Annotated in this window: 14 protein-coding genes; 12 read left to right on the top strand and 2 right to left on the bottom strand. The window is 57.3% G+C overall.

The genetic code is table 11. From position 1 onward, the window contains the following. The first annotated feature begins 112 nt into the window (after window positions 1-112). Window positions 113-487, top strand: coding sequence for an inner membrane protein YbjM (locus RHN82_RS02510; RefSeq protein WP_047051777.1), 375 nt, complete (start codon window positions 113-115; stop codon window positions 485-487). 30 nt (window positions 488-517) lie between these two features. On the opposite strand, the gene RHN82_RS02505 is transcribed toward RHN82_RS02510, so the two are convergent. Further along, the gene (locus RHN82_RS02505) at window positions 518-787 is read right to left on the bottom strand and encodes a GrxA family glutaredoxin (protein ID WP_006809455.1); all 270 of its coding nucleotides are present in this window, start codon (window positions 785-787) and stop codon (window positions 518-520) included. Between the two features lie 185 nt (window positions 788-972). Between RHN82_RS02505 and nfsA the strand changes: the two genes are divergently transcribed. The 11 genes from nfsA to RHN82_RS02450 all read left to right on the top strand — a co-directional run bounded on the left by nfsA (window position 973) and on the right by RHN82_RS02450 (window position 11932). After that, complete coding sequence (gene nfsA, locus RHN82_RS02500; RefSeq protein WP_003858388.1) at window positions 973-1695, top strand: nitroreductase NfsA; 723 nt, start codon at window positions 973-975, stop codon at window positions 1693-1695. A gap of 64 nt (window positions 1696-1759) precedes the next feature. Continuing rightward, on the top strand, window positions 1760-2662 hold the full coding sequence (rimK, locus tag RHN82_RS02495; RefSeq protein WP_017384877.1) for a 30S ribosomal protein S6--L-glutamate ligase: 903 nt from the start codon (window positions 1760-1762) through the stop codon (window positions 2660-2662). 63 nt (window positions 2663-2725) lie between these two features. Next, complete coding sequence (locus tag RHN82_RS02490) at window positions 2726-3202, top strand: YbjN domain-containing protein (RefSeq protein WP_003858385.1); 477 nt, start codon at window positions 2726-2728, stop codon at window positions 3200-3202. A 350-nt stretch (window positions 3203-3552) separates the two neighbouring features. Then, window positions 3553-4665, top strand: a complete 1113-nt coding sequence (gene potF, locus RHN82_RS02485; RefSeq protein WP_047051778.1) for a spermidine/putrescine ABC transporter substrate-binding protein PotF — start codon at window positions 3553-3555, stop codon at window positions 4663-4665. A 143-nt stretch (window positions 4666-4808) separates the two neighbouring features. Continuing rightward, complete coding sequence (potG, locus tag RHN82_RS02480) at window positions 4809-5942, top strand: putrescine ABC transporter ATP-binding subunit PotG (protein WP_006809449.1); 1134 nt, start codon at window positions 4809-4811, stop codon at window positions 5940-5942. A 9-nt stretch (window positions 5943-5951) separates the two neighbouring features. Further along, the gene (gene potH, locus RHN82_RS02475) at window positions 5952-6905 is read left to right on the top strand and encodes a putrescine ABC transporter permease PotH (protein WP_017384875.1); all 954 of its coding nucleotides are present in this window, start codon (window positions 5952-5954) and stop codon (window positions 6903-6905) included. After that, window positions 6902-7747, top strand: coding sequence for a putrescine ABC transporter permease PotI (gene potI / locus RHN82_RS02470; protein ID WP_003858378.1), 846 nt, complete (start codon window positions 6902-6904; stop codon window positions 7745-7747). The genes potH and potI overlap by 4 nt, the downstream gene beginning before the upstream one ends. A gap of 42 nt (window positions 7748-7789) precedes the next feature. Continuing rightward, entirely contained in the window at window positions 7790-8287 is a 498-nt protein-coding gene (locus RHN82_RS02465; RefSeq protein ID WP_100245272.1) for a YbjO family protein, read from the top strand. Between the two features lie 40 nt (window positions 8288-8327). Next, window positions 8328-9458, top strand: a complete 1131-nt coding sequence (gene rlmC, locus RHN82_RS02460) for a 23S rRNA (uracil(747)-C(5))-methyltransferase RlmC (protein WP_047051780.1) — start codon at window positions 8328-8330, stop codon at window positions 9456-9458. Window positions 9459-9771: 313 nt separating this feature from the next. Next, on the top strand, window positions 9772-10479 hold the full coding sequence (locus RHN82_RS02455; RefSeq protein ID WP_063160367.1) for a response regulator transcription factor: 708 nt from the start codon (window positions 9772-9774) through the stop codon (window positions 10477-10479). Beyond that, entirely contained in the window at window positions 10463-11932 is a 1470-nt protein-coding gene (locus RHN82_RS02450) for a sensor histidine kinase KdpD (RefSeq protein ID WP_047051783.1), read from the top strand. The genes RHN82_RS02455 and RHN82_RS02450 overlap by 17 nt, the downstream gene beginning before the upstream one ends. A 77-nt stretch (window positions 11933-12009) precedes the next feature. Here RHN82_RS02450 and artJ read toward each other — a convergent pair whose 3' ends face one another. Beyond that, window positions 12010-12741 (bottom strand): arginine ABC transporter substrate-binding protein ArtJ, encoded by a 732-nt coding sequence (artJ, locus tag RHN82_RS02445; RefSeq protein WP_015571008.1) that lies wholly within the window; start codon window positions 12739-12741, stop codon window positions 12010-12012. Window positions 12742-12746 lie beyond the last annotated feature (5 nt).

The raw sequence follows: 12746 nt of genomic DNA, 5'->3' as shown, positions 1-12746 counted from the left end.
ATTATCGCACGACTTCTGTGCGTGCTTTGGCAAGGATTGCCGCATTGCTTTATCTGACTGGGCGTCCACCGGACGATTTTTGTATTTGATAGAGATAAGTCAGGAGGATAGTTTGAACTTTAAACGAAACTGGGCTGGCGTAATCAGCTGTTTTTTGCTGTTTACGGTCGTTTGCATGTCGCTCGCTTTTAACGTGAAAGGCGCCTTCAGAGCGTCCGGTCATCCCGAACTGGGCCTGTTGTTTTTCATCCTGCCGGGGGTAGTGGCCAGTTTTCTTTCGCGCAACGGCGAGGTGGTGATGCCGCTGCTGGGGGCAATGCTTGCGGCCCCGCTCTGTCTGCTTCTGATGCGCGTGCTGTTTCTCTCGTCGAGAAGCGTCTGGCAGGAAGTGGCGTGGCTACTGAGTGGCGTTTTCTGGTGTGCGCTGGGCGCGCTCTGTTTCTTATTTACGCGCAGCCTGCTGCAACAGCGGAAGCACCGTAAATAAAAACGCCCTCAGGGTGAGGGCGTCTTCGCATTACTGAGCCGCAAACAGGCCCAGGTGTTCTTTGGCGTAGGCTTCAAAATCGGTGCAGCCGCCGATGTGTTTCTGATCGAGGAAGATCTGCGGCACGGTTTCAACCGGTTTACCCACGGTTTTTTCCAGATCGGCTTTAGTGATGCCTTCCGCGTGGATATCCACATAACGGAAGTTGAAATCATCACGCTCTTCAGTCAGTTTCTCTGCCAGCTCTTTCGCGCGCACACAGTAAGGGCATCCTGGACGACCAAAAATTACTGCAAACATTTCTCTCTCCTCAAAAAACAAGCCTGACGGCGAATAGCGCCTATAGTGCACGATAACCTGCCGTCATGGAAAGAAGGTTTCACCTGTCACTTTGATACAGTCAGGCTATGTTTCGCCAATTACATCAGGTGGATCATTGCCTATACTGGCTGCCATACGTTTTACGCAACACAAAGAGAGACAAAATGACGCCAACCATTGACCTGCTTCGTTCCCACCGTTCCATTCGCCATTTCACCGATGAACCAATTACCCAGGCGCAGCGGGACGCGATCATCGACAGCGCAAGAGGCACCTCCAGTTCCAGCTTTTTGCAGTGCAGCTCCATTATCCGTATTACCGATCCGGCGATGCGTGAGCAGCTGGTAACGCTGACGGGCGGACAAAAGCACGTTGCCCAGGCGGCTGAGTTCTGGGTGTTCTGCGCCGATTTTAACCGTCACCTGCAAATCTGCCCCGAGGCCGAGCTGGGGCTGGCGGAACAGCTGCTGCTGGGCGTGGTGGATACGGCGCTGATGGCGCAAAACGCGTTCACGGCGGCGGAATCGCTGGGGCTTGGCGGCGTCTATATCGGCGGGCTGCGTAACAACATCGAAAGCGTGACGGAACTGCTGAAGCTGCCGAAACACGTGCTGCCGCTGTTTGGTCTGTGCCTCGGCTGGCCGGCGGACAACCCGGATCTGAAGCCGCGCATTCCTGCTGCGATGCTGGTGCATGAAAACCACTACCAGCCGGTCGACCAGGACGTTCTGCATCAATACGATGAAGAGCTGGCGAACTACTATCTGACGCGCGACAGCAACAACCGCCGCGACACCTGGAGCGACCATATTCGTCGCACCATCATCAAAGAGAACCGCCCGTTCATTCTCGACTACCTGCACAAACAGGGCTGGGCAACGCGGTAGTCCATTCCTCCTGCGCCTCGTGTATGATAGGCAGGCTTTTACCATGTCTTTAGAGAGGTGCAGGGTGAAAATTGCCATATTGTCCCGGGATGGAACGCTCTATTCATGTAAACGCCTGCGAGAAGCGGCGGCGAAACGCGGACATCAGGTTGAGATCCTCGATCCGATGTCCTGCTATATGAACATCGACCCTGCGGCGTCGTCGATTCATTACAAAGGCCGCAAACTCCCGCATTTTGATGCGGTAATTCCCCGCATTGGCTCCCAGATTACCTATTACGGTACGGCTGCGCTGCGCCAGTTTGAAATGCTGGGTAGCTATCCGCTCAACGAGTCCGTGGCGATCTCCCGCGCCCGCGATAAGCTGCGCTCGCTGCAACTGCTGGCGCGCCAGGGGATCGATCTGCCCGTCACCGGGATTGCCCACTCCCCGGACGATACCAGCGATTTAATCGACATGGTGGGCGGTGCGCCGCTGGTCATTAAGCTGGTGGAAGGCACGCAGGGTATTGGGGTGGTACTGGCGGAGACGCGTCAGGCGGCGGAAAGCGTGATTGACGCGTTTCGCGGTCTGAATGCCCATATTCTGGTGCAGGAGTATATTAAAGAGGCCAACGGGTGCGACATCCGCTGCTTTGTAGTGGGCGATGAAGTGGTGGCCGCCATAGAGCGGCAGGCGAAAGAGGGCGACTTCCGCTCTAACCTGCACCGCGGCGGTATCGCGCGGGTGGCCCTTATCAGCGAGCGCGAGCGCGAGATTGCGGTGAAAGCGGCGCAGACGCTAGGCCTGGACGTGGCGGGGGTCGATCTGCTGCGTGCCGGGCGCGGGCCGCTGGTGATGGAAGTCAACGCCTCGCCGGGGCTGGAAGGGGTGGAAAAAACCACAGGCGTCGATATTGCAGGTAAAATGATCGCATGGATTGAACGCCATGCGACGCCGGGATTTTGCCTGAAAACGGGCGGTTAAATGGATCGGCGCGCACTTTTTGCGTAAGCTGGACAACGTTTTTATTTAAGAGGCTGCACAGCGATGGATTTACAGGTCGTACCTACACTGGATACGTTACGTCAATGGCTCGATGATGCCGGTATTACTTTCTTTGAATGCGACTCCTGCCAGGCGCTGCATCTGCCTCACATGCAAAATTTCGACGGCATTTTCGATGCCAAAATCGATCTGATCAACGACGTGATCCTTTTCTCCGCGCTGGCCGAAGTAAAGCCTTCAGCGCTGCTGGCGCTGGCCTCTGATCTGTCAGCGATCAACGCCAGTTCTTTGACGGTGAAAGCGTTTCTCGACATACAGGATGATAATCTGCCAAAGCTGGTGGTTTGCCAGTCTTTATTCTCCGGCGCGGGGCTCTCCTTCAAGCAGTTCGCCTGGTTTATGCGCCTGAGCGAAGAGCAAATTTCCATGGTAATGATGGAAGCCAACGCACATCACCTGCTGTATAGCGCGGAAGATGACGCCGAGAATAATGATGCATCTCCCAATTTTCTCCACTAAGCCTGTCTGACTTTTGCGCAGTCGCTGCCAGAGCGGCTGCATAACACCGTTTTTTCTGCTGCTTTTAACCTTTCTTTAAAGAGTTTTTCACCTCCTCTCCGGCCGTTTCGGCTTATCACGTAGACATAATCTGCATAAAAAATTGATAAAAGGCGTTTTTTCGTCTGGGCTATAGCCGGAGACACGGGCTACAGTTATTCTTGCGGTGCTTAAAAAAGCGAGCGGAACCTGCCGGAATGAGGGGGGTATTTTATTTCGGGCAGAGCGACAAACTATGCATGATTATTGCATATCTTCAGGCTGCACAGATTTGGTTCGTTTGTTAACGAACTTTCAGAAGGAATAACAATATGATCGCCTTGAATAAAAAATGGTTATCGGGTCTGGTTGCGGGTGCTCTGATGGCCGTCTCTGCCGGCACGCTCGCTGCGGAACAAAAAACGCTGCACGTCTATAACTGGTCTGACTATATTGCGCCGGACACCGTCGCGAATTTTGAAAAAGAGACCGGCATTAAGGTTGTCTACGACGTATTCGATTCCAACGAAGTGCTGGAAGGCAAACTGATGGCGGGCAGCACCGGTTTCGATCTGGTGGTGCCGTCGGCAAGCTTCCTGGAGCGTCAGCTGACCGCCGGTGTCTTCCAGCCGCTGGACAAGAGCAAATTACCAAACTGGAAAAACCTCGATCCGGACGTGCTGAAGCTGGTGGCGAAGCACGATCCGGAGAATAAATACGCGATGCCTTACCTGTGGGCGACCACCGGTATTGGCTATAACGTGGATAAAGTCAAAGCGGCGCTGGGCCCGGACGTCAAGCTGGACAGCTGGGACGTGGTGCTGAAGCCGGAAAACCTCGCGAAGCTGAAAAGCTGCGGCGTCTCTTTCCTCGATGCGCCGGAAGAGATTTTCGCCACCGTGCTTAACTATCTCGGCAAAGATCCAAACAGCAGCAAGGCCGACGACTACACCGGTCCGGCGACTGACCTGCTCCTGAAGCTGCGTCCGAATATTCGCTACTTCCACTCCTCTCAGTACATCAATGACCTGGCTAACGGGGATATCTGCGTGGCCATCGGCTGGGCGGGCGACGTCTGGCAGGCGGCGAACCGCGCGAAAGAGGCGAAAAACGGCGTGAATGTTTCCTACTTCATTCCGAAGGAGGGGGCGCTGGCATTCTTCGACGTCTTCGCGATGCCAGCTGATGCGAAAAACAAAGAGGAAGCGTATCAGTTCCTCAACTATCTGATGCGTCCGGACGTGATTGCCCACATCAGCGACCATGTCTACTACGCCAACGGTAACAAGGCCTCCGTGCCGCTGGTGAGCGAAGAAATCCGCAATAATCCGGCGATCTATCCGCCAGCCGATGTGTTTGCCAAGCTGTTCACCCTGAAAGTGCAGGAACCAAAAATTGACCGTGTGCGTACCCGCGCGTGGACCAAGGTGAAAAGCGGTAAGTAACGGCGTTTGATATCGTTGCCCGGTGGCGCTGTTGCTTACCGGGCCGACAGATCCCGTAGGCCGGGCAAGCGTTAGCGCCGCCCGGCGATGCGCACCCTGACGGTGCGTTTGCACCAGTGTTGATCTATGCCGGAGAGCACCCCGTGAATGACGCTATCCCCCGCCCGCAGGCGAAAGTCCGTAAAGCGCTGACCCCGCTTCTTGAAATTCGTAACCTCACCAAATCCTTCGACGGCCAGCATGCCGTGGACGATGTCAGCCTGACGATCTACAAAGGTGAAATTTTTGCTTTGCTCGGCGCATCGGGCTGCGGCAAATCCACACTGCTGCGTATGCTGGCAGGCTTTGAACAGCCCACCGCCGGGCAGATCGTGCTGGATGGGGTAGACCTCTCCAGCGTGCCGCCGTACCAGCGGCCCATTAACATGATGTTCCAGTCCTATGCCCTGTTCCCGCACATGACCGTCGAGCAGAACATCGCCTTTGGCCTGAAGCAGGACAAGCTGCCGAAAGCCGAAATCACCGCGCGCGTGGCGGAGATGCTGAGCCTGGTGCATATGCAGGAGTTTGCGAAGCGTAAGCCGCATCAGCTTTCCGGCGGCCAGCGTCAGCGCGTGGCGCTGGCAAGAAGTCTGGCGAAGCGTCCAAAATTATTACTGCTCGACGAGCCGATGGGCGCGCTGGACAAAAAGCTGCGCGACCGGATGCAGCTGGAAGTGGTGGATATCCTCGAGCGCGTGGGGGTGACCTGCGTGATGGTGACCCACGACCAGGAAGAGGCGATGACCATGGCCGGGCGCATTGCGATCATGAATCGCGGTAAGTTCGTGCAGATCGGCGAGCCGGAAGAGATTTACGAACACCCGACAACCCGCTACAGCGCGGAGTTCATCGGCTCGGTGAACGTCTTCGAAGGGCTGCTGAAGGAACGCCAGGAAGACGGTCTGGTGATTGAATCGCCGGGGCTGGTGCACCCGCTGAAGGTTGATTCTGATAACTCCGTGGTGGACAACGTGCCGGTTTACGTTGCCCTGCGCCCGGAAAAAATCATGCTTTGCGATGAGCCGCCCGCCGATGGCTATAACTTTGCCGTGGGCGAAGTGGTACACATTGCCTATCTCGGCGATCTGTCGATTTACCATGTGCGCCTGAAAAGCGGCCAGATGCTCAGCGCCCAGTTACAGAACGAACATCGTTATCGCAAGGGACAGCCAACCTGGGGCGACGAAGTGAGCCTGTGCTGGGATGCGGACAGTTGCGTAGTCCTGACGGTATAAGGAGCGGTCATGAGCACACTTGAACCTCCAGCCCGCGTCAAAAAACCGGGCGGTTTCGCGCTCTGGCTAGCGCGCATGCAGATGGCGCATGGCCGCAAGCTGGTCATCGCCATGCCCTATATCTGGCTGATCCTGCTGTTTCTGCTGCCGTTCCTGATCGTCTTTAAGATCAGCCTGGCGGAGATGGCGCGGGCGATCCCACCGTATACCGATCTGTGGGAGTGGGCCGACGGCCAGCTGACGCTGACCGTAAACCTCGGTAATTTCCTGCAACTGACCGACGATCCGCTCTATTTCGAAGCCTATTTGCAGTCGTTACAGGTTGCGGCTATTTCAACGATCTGCTGTTTGTTGATGGGCTACCCGCTGGCGTGGGCAGTGGCGCACAGCAAGCCGTCGACGCGAAATATTTTACTGCTGTTGGTTATTTTACCGTCGTGGACGTCGTTCCTGATCCGCGTGTACGCGTGGATGGGGATCCTGAAGAATAACGGCATACTGAATAACTTCCTGCTGTGGCTTGGGGTCATCGACCAGCCGCTGACGATCCTGCACACCAACCTTGCGGTGTATATCGGGATTGTCTATGCCTATCTGCCGTTTATGGTGCTGCCGATCTATACGGCGCTGACGCGTATTGATTACTCGCTGGTGGAAGCCTCGCTGGATCTCGGCGCACGCCCGTTGAAGACTTTTTTCAGCGTCATTGTGCCCCTCACCAAAGGCGGGATCATCGCCGGATCGATGCTGGTGTTTATCCCGGCGGTCGGGGAGTTTGTGATCCCGGAACTGCTCGGCGGCCCGGACAGTATCATGATTGGCCGCGTGCTGTGGCAGGAGTTCTTCAATAACCGCGACTGGCCGGTGGCCTCGGCGGTGGCGATCGTCATGTTACTGCTGCTGATCGTGCCGATCATGTGGTTCCATAAACATCAGCAGAAACAGATGGGAGACCACGGATGAACAACTTACCGGTAGTACGCTCCCCGTGGCGAATTGCGATCCTGATTATCGGCTTTACCTTCCTGTATGCGCCGATGCTGATGCTGGTGATCTACTCGTTCAACAGCTCTAAGCTGGTCACCGTCTGGGCGGGTTGGTCGACGCGCTGGTACAGCGAGCTGTTCCACGATGATGCGATGATGAGCGCGGTGGGGCTGAGCCTGACCATTGCGGCGCTGGCGGCGACGATGGCCTGCGTGCTGGGCACGATTGCCGCGCTGGTGATGGTGCGCTTTGGCCGTTTCCGCGGGGCAAATGGTTTCGCGTTTATGATCACCGCCCCGCTGGTCATGCCGGACGTGATCACCGGCCTGTCGTTGCTGCTGCTGTTTGTCGCGCTGGCGCACGCCATCGGCTGGCCAGCAGATCGCGGGATGCTCACCATCTGGCTGGCGCACGTCACCTTCTGTACGGCGTATGTGGCGGTGGTGATATCCTCGCGGCTGCGCGAGCTGGATCGCTCCATTGAAGAGGCGGCGATGGATCTCGGCGCAACGCCGCTGAAGGTCTTTTTCATCATCACGCTGCCGATGATTATGCCAGCGGTGATCTCCGGCTGGCTGCTGGCGTTCACGCTCTCGCTCGACGATCTGGTTATCGCCAGCTTTGTGTCGGGACCGGGCGCGACGACACTGCCGATGCTGGTCTTCTCCAGCGTGCGGATGGGGGTGAATCCGGAGATTAACGCCCTGGCGTCAATCATCCTTGGCGTGGTCGGAATTGTCGGATTTATCGCCTGGTATTTGATGGCGCGCGCGGAAAAACAGCGTGTGCGCGATATCCAGCGTGCAAGACGCGGCTGAAGGAATTACTATTTCCAGTGATGTGCCGCGTATGACGCGGCACTGTTTTTCAGGGAAGTAAAAACATTGGGATTCTTACAAAAAACACGTCATTCGCACGCTCGTCCGAACGTCCCTGCACTGGTGCAGGTGGCGGCGCTCGCCATTATTATGATCCGCTGCCTGGATGTGCTGATGATAATGAACACGCTGGGTCCGCGCGGAATGGGGGAATTTATTCACCGCAGCGCGCAGACGTGGAATCTGACGCTGGTGTTTCTCAGCAGCCTGATGCTGGTGTTTATTGAGATCTACTGTGCGTTCTCGCTGGTGAAAGGCCGCAACTGGGCGCGCTGGCTGTATCTGCTGACGCAGATCACCGCCGCCAGCTACCTGTGGGCCGCCTCGCTGGGCTATGGCTATCCGGAGCTGTTCAGCATACCCGGTGAGTCGCGACGCGAGATTTTCCATTCACTGGTGATGCAAAAACTGCCGGATATGCTGGTGCTCTGCCTGCTTTATCTCCCGGCTTCCAGTCGGCGGTTCTTCCGCCTGCAATAATGTGTATAATCGCAGCCCTCGTGTTTCTTAAGGTTTTCATATGCAGTGCGCACTCTACGACGCCGGACGCTGCCGCTCCTGTCAGTGGATAGAACAGCCGGTCTCTCAACAACTCACCGCCAAAATGGTCGACCTGCAACAGCTGCTGGCAGCACACGCGGTGGGCGAGTGGTGCGCACCCGTCAGCGGCCCGGAGCAGGGCTTTCGCAATAAAGCCAAAATGGTGGTCAGCGGCAGCGTTGAAAAGCCGCTGCTGGGGATGCTGCACCGCGACGGCACGCCGGAAGATCTCACCGGCTGTCCGCTGTATCCCGCCTCGTTTGAGCCGGTGTTTAGCGCGCTGAAACCGTTTATCGCCCGGGCGGGGTTAACGCCCTATAACGTTGCCCGCAGGCGCGGCGAGCTGAAATACCTTCTGCTGACCGAAAGCCAAATCGACGGCGGAATGATGCTGCGCTTTGTGCTGCGTTCGGAAACCAAGCTGGAGCAGTTGCGCGCGGCGCTTCCGGGGTTGCAGGAACAGCTTCCGCAGCTCAAGGTTATCACCGCAAATATTCAGCCGGTGCATATGGCGATCATGGAAGGGGAGAAAGAGATCTTCTTCACCGACCAGCACGCGCTGGCTGAAAACTTCAACGGCGTGCCGCTGTGGATCCGTCCGCAAAGCTTCTTCCAGACTAACCCCACCGTCGCCAGCGCGCTGTACGCCACCGCGCGCGACTGGGTGCGTGCGTTACAGGTTCATCACATGTGGGATCTGTTCTGCGGCGTCGGCGGCTTTGGCCTGCACTGTGCCACGCCAGACATGCAGCTTACCGGCATTGAGATCTCCGCCGAAGCGATTGCCTGCGCGAAACAGTCCGCCGCGGAGCTGGGGCTGACGAATCTGCACTTCCAGGCACTGGACTCCACGCAGTTCGCGACCGGGCAGGGCAACGTGCCGGAGCTGGTGCTGGTAAACCCGCCGCGCCGGGGCATCGGCCAGGCGCTCTGCGACTACCTGAGCCAGATGGCGCCGGAGTACATCGTCTACTCCAGCTGTAACGCGCAGACCATGGCGAAAGATATCGCTCATCTACCGGGCTACCGCATTGAACGCGTTCAGCTTTTCGATATGTTCCCGCATACCGCCCATTATGAAGTGCTGACGTTGTTGGTGAAAACGCGCTAATCCTCAACATCGCCCGGTGGCGCTGCGCTTACCGGGCCTACAATCTGGAGTAGGCCGGGTAAGGCGTAGCCGCCACCCGGCTTTGTTTGCTCAACCCATGAATGCGACTCCCGCCTCTGTTTTAAGCCAGCGTGGCGCTTTCAATTGGTCGGCAAAATAGCCTGTCAGCTCACGTTGTTAACCAAAGCGTAGGCCGGGTAAGGCGAAGCCGCCACCCGGCATAAACCCCGCACAATCTTCAACAAAATGTGAACTCTTCCCCCGCTCGAAATCAGGTAAGCTTACGTCATAACAAATGATTAAAGGCTTACCCATGAAGCAGATCCTGCTGGTAGAAGATGACCCCGATATCGCGGCACTCCTGCGTCTTAACCTGGAAGATGAAGGCTACGCCATTACCCACGAGCCCGACGGGGGCAACGCCTTACAGTGTCTCGAAACACAGCCGTGGGACGCGGTGATCCTCGATCTGATGCTGCCGAATGTTGATGGTCTGGAGATTTGCCGCCGTATCCGCCAGATGACCCGCTACCTGCCCATTATCATCATTAGCGCCCGCAGCAGTGAAACTGACCGTATTACCGGCCTGGAAACCGGGGCGGATGATTATCTGGCAAAACCTTTCTCGGTGCAGGAGCTGATTGCCCGCATTAAGGCGCTGTTCCGCCGTCAGCAGGCGATGGGCCAGGCGCAGACGGACGGCATTATTCAGGCGCACGGTCTGACTATCGATCCGCTGGCGCGCACCGTGCGCCTTAACGGTCAACACGTCGATCTCACCCCGCGCGAATTTGAACTGCTCTATTTCTTTGCCCGCCATCCCGGAGAGGTCTTTTCGCGGCTGGCGCTGCTGGAGCAGGTGTGGGGGTATCAGCACGAAGGCTACGAACACACCGTCAACACCCACATTAACCGCCTGCGCATCAAAATAGAGAAAGATGCCGCCGAGCCGGAGATCGTTCGCACCGTCTGGGGCAAAGGCTACAAATTTGCGGAGCAGGATCATGATGCGTCGCTTTAGCCTGAGCCAGCGCCTGACGCTGCTGTTTACGGCGTTACTGCTGCTCTGCGCCACCGTCGCCTGTGCGGTGCAGCTCTACAGTAGCATGCAGTACGGCAATGCGATGGTGCAGCGGCTCTCCGGCGGGCTGGCGCAGCAGATTGTGCAGCGGGAAGCGATTCTGGATGCGCAGGGCAGGGTGGATCGCAGCGCCCTAAAACCGCTGTTCGACCGGCTGATGACCTTTAATCCCAGCGTCGAGCTGTATGTTGTCTCGCCAGATGGCGATATCCTGGCCGATGCCGCCCCGCCGGGGCACATTAAGCGACAAAAAATTGACCTCGCGCCGATACAGAATTTCCTGGGCGGGACGGTGATGCCGGTGTTTGGCGACGATCCCCGAAGCCAGAATAAGAAAGTCTTCAGCGCCACCCCGCTGCGACAGGACGGTGAGCTGAAGGGGTATCTGTACATTATTTTGCAGGGGGAGGAGTCCAACGCGCTGGCGGAGATGGCCTGGCACAAAGCGCTCTGGAGTACGGCGCTGTGGTCGATGCTGCTGGTGGCGCTGTTTGGTCTGCTGGCGGGGGTGCTGCTCTGGTACTGGGTGACGCGCCCGGTTAAACAGCTCACGCTGGACGTGGCCGGGCTGGAGCAGGACAGCATCAGCGCGATTAAGCAGCTGGCGGCCCAGCCACTTGAGCCTGCCGGCCAGGATGAAGTGGCGATCCTGCGTAATACCTTTATCGAGCTGGCGCGCAAAATCACCTCTCAGTGGGATCGGCTGGCCGACAGCGACCGCCAGCGCCGGGAGTTTATCGCCAACATTTCCCACGACTTACGCACCCCGCTGACGTCGCTGCTGGGTTATCTGGAAACGCTGTCGCTGAAATCCGCAACGCTGTCGCCGCAGGAGCATCAGCAGTACCTCGCTACCGCGCTGCGTCAGGGGCAAAAGGTACGCCATCTGTCGCAGCAGCTGTTCGAGCTGGCGCGTCTTGAGCACGGCGGCATCAAGCCCCAGCGCGAGCGTTTTGCCATGGCTGAACTGATTTCCGACGTGGCGCAGAAGTTTGAACTCGCTGCCCGCACGCGTGAGTTAAATCTGCACATTGACGTGCCGGGTCCGCTGCCGCAGGTGTTCGCCGATGTTTCCATGATTGAACGGGTGGTGACGAATCTGCTGGATAATGCGATACGCCATACCCCAGCAGGCGGAGACATTCGTCTGGCGGTATGGCAGGAGAACGATCGGTTGCAGGTTGAAGTGGCCGACAGCGGAACGGGTGTTGATGTCGCATTACGGGACGATCTGTTCCAGCGACCGTCAGCGTTAAATCCGCAGGCCTCGCGGGAGCACCGGGGCGGGTTAGGGCTGTTAATCGTGAAAAGAATGCTGGAGCTGCACGGCGGGGGGATCAGGCTGATGGAGTCCGTGAGCGGGGCGCGGTTCAGGTTCTTTGTGCCGCTTTAAGAAATTGCCGGGTGACCCGGCCTGGGACTCCCCCTGTAGGCCGGGTAAGGCGTAGCCGTCACCCGGCAAAAAAAATGTTATTGCGGGAACCACTGCTCGCTGATTTTCTGGTATGTGCCGTCAGCTTTAATCGCTTTCAGCGCGCCGTTCAGTTTCTCAAGCAGGGCTTTGTTATCCGGACGTACCGCAATGCCGAGGCCAGTGCCGAAATACTGTGGATCGGTCACTTTCTCCGTCGCTGTCCCCAGCTGCGGGTTGGTTTTCAGCCACTCATTCACGACCGCGGTGTCGCCAAATACGCCATCAATACGGCCATTTTTCAGGTCGATAATGGCGTTCTGGTAGCTGTCGTAGGCCACGGTTTTCACTTCAGGATGCTTGTCCTGGAGGTATTTCTGGTGCGTAGTGCCGTTCTCCATGCCGATGCGCTTGCCTTTCAGCTCGTCGAAAGATTTATAAGCCCCTTTCTTCGCAATCACCACCGCAGAGTTCGCGTAGTACGGGTCGGTGAACGCGACCTGCTTGCTGCGCTCTGGCGTGATGTCCATGCCGGAGATCACCGCGTCGTACTTTTTAAATTTCAGGGACGGGATCAGGCTGTCAAACGCGTGGTTAGTAAAGGTGCAGTCGGCCTGCATCTGCTTGCACAGCGCTTTCGCCAGGTCGATGTCGAAGCCGACGATCTGGTTACTGGCATCCAGCGATTCAAACGGCGGATAGGTGGCAGAAACGCCGAAATTGATTTTATCGGCGGCGGATGCGCCAGCGGCGAAGGTTGCGAGTAATGCGGCCAGAACTAACTTTTTCATTGTAA

The sequence above is a fragment of the Enterobacter cloacae complex sp. EB5 genome (genome assembly GCF_031432835.1).
Lineage (GTDB): Bacteria > Pseudomonadota > Gammaproteobacteria > Enterobacterales > Enterobacteriaceae > Enterobacter > Enterobacter hormaechei_C.
Note: the sequence above shows the minus strand (reverse complement) of the source record. Positions and strands in the feature narration are given on the sequence as shown.